The following is a 3,898-nucleotide window of genomic DNA, read 5'->3' as shown; positions in this document are numbered from 1 at the left end:
ATCGCGGCGGTCGTCACCGCGCTGGCTCTGGTGCTGCTGGTGGTGCGTGCCTGGCGGCGCCGTCGTGCCAGGTCGGGAGAGTCCCGACTCGAGGAAGACCTAGATCCCGACTTCGACCTGGTCGGCTCCGTCGACGCCGTGGCCTCGGCCATGCTCGCCGACGCCGACGAGCAGGACGCAGCCCTGGCCGAGGGGGCGCCTCGTAACGGGATCGTGGAGGCCTGGTTGCGCTTCGAGCACCAGGCCGCCCTCGCGGGCGTGCCTCGCGAGATGTGGGAGACGTCGACGGAGTTCGCCGTACGGCTCCTCGAGTCCGTGCGGGCCGACGACCGAGCCACCGCCGACCTGGCCGAGCTCTTCCGGTTGGCCCGTTTCTCCGACCACGACCTCGGTGAGACCGAGCGGTCGGCGGCGGGCGACGCGCTGCGCCGGATCCGCACCACGCTGCCGGGCTCGGCCCGCGACGGGCGGGTCGGCTCGTGACGGCCCAGCAGGCACTTCGTCGTACGGCGAGCGTGGTCGCGGTCGGTCTGGGCGTGTGGGCAGCAACCGCCCTGCTCTCCCTGGACCCCGACCCGATCGCCATCCTGCTGCTCACCGCGCTCGCGGTCGGGGGCTACGCGCTGGTGGCGGAGAGCGTCACCGGGGCACGCACCGAGTGGGTGCCGCGTGCGATCGGCGACCCACTCACCCGCGGCCGCGACAGCGCCACCTTCTCCGACCTGCGTCTGCTCGAGAGCCACCAGAGCGCCCGACTTCCCAACGACCACCTGCGACGGCGCCTCCGCGGCCTCGCCGACCGGGCGCTGCGTGCGACGCACGGGGTCGGCCTCGACTCCGACGAGGGCCGCACCCACCTCGGCGAGCCCGTGCTGACGCTGCTCGCACGCGACGGCCGGCTCTCGCCCGGCGACATCGATCTCTGCCTACGCACCATCGAGGAGCTGTGATGACCCCGAACACCACTGACACCGCCGACGCCCCCGGGTCGAGCGCCCCGACCGCCCCTGCGGGCCAGCTGTCGGCCCGCGAGGCCGCCGACCTCTGCACCCGCATCCTCGACGAGGTCGGCCGGGCGGTGGTCGGCAAGCGTGACCGGATCGGTCTCGTGCTCGCCGCCGTCCTCGCCAAGGGACACGTGCTCGTCGAGGACCTCCCCGGCCTGGGCAAGACCCTGACGGCCAGGTCGCTCGCGCAGGTGCTCGGACTCGACTTCGCGCGGGCGCAGTTCACCCCGGACCTCCTCCCGGCCGACCTCACCGGGTCGTTCATCTACGACCAGCGTCGCGGCGAGTTCGACTTCCGCAAGGGCCCGATCTTCACCGGGCTGCTGCTGGCCGACGAGATCAACCGGACCCCTCCCAAGACGCAGTCGGCGCTGCTGGAGGCGATGCAGGAGCGCCAGGTGACCGTCGAGGGGCAGACGTTCCCGCTGCCGGACCCGTTCTCGGTGATCGCCACGGCCAACCCGGTCGAGTACGAAGGCACCTACCCGCTGCCCGAGGCCCAGCTCGACCGGTTCCTGCTGCGGGTCGAGTTCGGCTACCCCAGCGCGGCCGAGGAGCACGACGTGCTCACCCGCCGCGTCGAGCGGCAGCGTGAGGAGCTCACGCTCGAGGCCCTCACCGACGCCGACGGGGTGCGCGCCCTCCAGGCCTGCGTCGAGGCGGTCCGGATCGATGCGAGCATCGGGCGCTACTGCGTCGACCTCGCGGCGGCGACTCGCAGCCACAGCCACGTCATGGTCGGGGCCTCGCCCCGCGGGTCGCTCGGTCTCGTGCTCGCCGCGCGCGGCGTCGCCGTGCTCAACGGGCGCGACTACGTGATCCCCGAGGACGTCAAGGCCGTGGCCCGCGAGGTGCTGGCCCACCGGATCTCCATCAAGCCCGAGCTCTGGATGACCGAGGCCTCCGGGGCCACCGTCGTGGCCGACCTGCTCGGACGGGTCCCGACGCCGACGACCCTCGAGGTCTGAGCGTGCACTGGCGCGCCACGGGTGCGTTGCGGCGATCGGCCGTGCTCGGCGCCGGCGGGCTGGCCTCTGCCGTCGTGCTGGGGGAGCCCGGTGTGCTGGTGCTGACGGTCCCACTGCTGCTGGTGTCGGTGCCCGCCCTGTGGCGCCGACCGATCAGCCGACCCCTCGTCGAGACCGCCATGCCGCACACCTCCCTGCGCGAGGGGGAGGGCGTCTCCCTCGACCTGCACATCAGTGAAGCCGACGACGTCGAGCAGGTCACCCGGGTGCTGACCCCCCAGCGTCTGGTCGTCGGTCGCCCGCACCAGGGGAGGTTGGTCTCGCCGTGGCCCGCCACTCGCCAGCTCGAGGTGAGCCCGCGCCGGTGGGGCGGCTACGTCGTGAGCGAACGCATCGCGCTGACGAGCACCTGGGCGGGGTTCCGCTGGGGGCCGGTGGTCCCGGCCGAGCGCCCGTTGAGCGTGCTGCCGGCGGCGCCCGCCTACGACTCGCGTGCCGAGCAGCCCCGACCCAAGGGCCTCGTGGGCGCTCACCGCTCGACGCAGCAGGGTCAGGGCAGCGAGCTCGCCGGCATCCGCACCTTCCAGCCGGGCGACCGGCTGCGTCGGATCAACTGGCGGGTCTCGGCGCGCACCGGCGCGCTGCACACCACGACCACCCGTGCCGAGCAGGACGCCGGACTGATGCTGGTCGTCGACCTGCTCGCCGAGCACGGCGCCTCGGGAGGCCTCGGTGGGAGCACCAGCAGCCTCGACCTCACCGTGCGCGCCGCGGCCGCCCTCGCCGAGCACGCCGCGGCCCAGGGCGACCGGGTCTCGCTCAAGCTGATCGGCGATCGCGCGCGCCCTGTGCCCGCCGGGGTCGGGCGCCGTCACCTGAGGCGGGTGCTGGGCACCCTCGCCGCCGTACGACCCGGGTCGGCGCCGTACGACGAGGCCACCCGACTCAACCTGCGCGTCGGCGCCGGCACGACCGTCGTCCTGCTGTCGCCGCTGCTGGCCGACACGATCGCCACGACGGCTGCCACCCTGACGCGACGGGGGATCCCGACGGTCGTGATCGACACGCTGCCCGAGGACCTCGTGCCCGACCTGCCCGACCGCGACCAGACGCTGGTCGACCTGGCCTGGCGGATGCGTCGTCTCGACCGCGGCGGGGTGCTCAGCGCTCTCGACGCCATCGGGTGCCCGGTCGTCACGTGGCGCGGACGGGGCACCGTCGACGAGGTGATGCGCGACCTGGGTCGCCGCGGCGGACACCCGCGGGTGCGCGCGTGAGGGCGCCCGCGGACCTGCTCCGTGCCCTGCTGGCCCTGCGGGACTGGCCGGTGTCGGCGCTCGCGCTGCTCCTCGTGATGCTGCTGGCCCCGACCTCGGCCGTGCTGGTGGCGTCGGCCGCAGGGGAGAGCGCCCCGCCCTCGGTGGTCGCGATCGTGGTGGTCCTGTCGGTGGGCTTCGCCATCGCGCCCGACTCCGGCGCCGGGTTGCTCACCCTCGGTGTCGTCGTGGCCTGGTGGAGCCGGGTCGACGACGCCCTGCACCCCTCGATCCTGGTGGCCGCCCTCCTCCTCCTGCTGGCCCACCTCGCCGGGCTCCTGGCGGCCTACGGGCCCGGGGGCGTGCCGGTGGACGCCCGCCTGGGCTCGCGCTGGGCCGCGCGCGGAGCGTTGGTGCTCGTGGCCGCGCCGCTGGTGTGGCTGGTGGCGCGCGTCGCCGACGAGGCGTCGGCGCAGGTTGCGCTCTGGCAGACGGGCCTGCTGGTCGCGACGCTCCTGGTCGCCGGCGTGGCGGTGGCCCTGAACCACTCGGGCAGCCGCCCTGCAGATCGGTAGCCTGCTGCGGTGCGCGCTGACGAGAGGTACGTCGAGGGGGTGCTCGGCATCGTCGAGTCCGTCCCTCGCGGTCGGGTCACGACGTACGGCGC

At 74.3% G+C, this 3,898-nt stretch carries 5 protein-coding genes; all 5 read left to right on the top strand.

From position 1 onward, the window contains the following. On the top strand, positions 1-483 hold a 483-nt coding region (locus VOI19_RS15895; RefSeq protein WP_323793941.1), incomplete at its 5' end, for a DUF4129 domain-containing protein. Next, on the top strand, positions 480-950 hold the full coding sequence (locus tag VOI19_RS15890) for a hypothetical protein (RefSeq protein ID WP_323793940.1): 471 nt from the start codon (positions 480-482) through the stop codon (positions 948-950). The genes VOI19_RS15895 and VOI19_RS15890, both read left to right, overlap by 4 nt. Continuing rightward, entirely contained in the window at positions 950-1,975 is a 1,026-nt protein-coding gene (locus tag VOI19_RS15885) for a MoxR family ATPase (protein WP_323793939.1), read from the top strand. The genes VOI19_RS15890 and VOI19_RS15885 overlap by 1 nt, the downstream gene beginning before the upstream one ends. Before the next feature lie 2 nt (positions 1,976-1,977). Next, complete coding sequence (locus tag VOI19_RS15880) at positions 1,978-3,252, top strand: DUF58 domain-containing protein (RefSeq protein ID WP_323793938.1); 1,275 nt, start codon at positions 1,978-1,980, stop codon at positions 3,250-3,252. Next, positions 3,249-3,806 (top strand): hypothetical protein, encoded by a 558-nt coding sequence (locus tag VOI19_RS15875; RefSeq protein WP_323793937.1) that lies wholly within the window; start codon positions 3,249-3,251, stop codon positions 3,804-3,806. The genes VOI19_RS15880 and VOI19_RS15875 overlap by 4 nt, the downstream gene beginning before the upstream one ends. Positions 3,807-3,898: the final 92 nt, after the last annotated feature.

This window comes from Nocardioides sp., assembly GCF_034670285.1.
Classification (GTDB): Bacteria; Actinomycetota; Actinomycetes; order Propionibacteriales; family Nocardioidaceae; genus Nocardioides.
The sequence above is the reverse complement of the archived record's forward strand: the minus strand, read 5'-3'. Positions and strand labels throughout refer to the sequence as shown.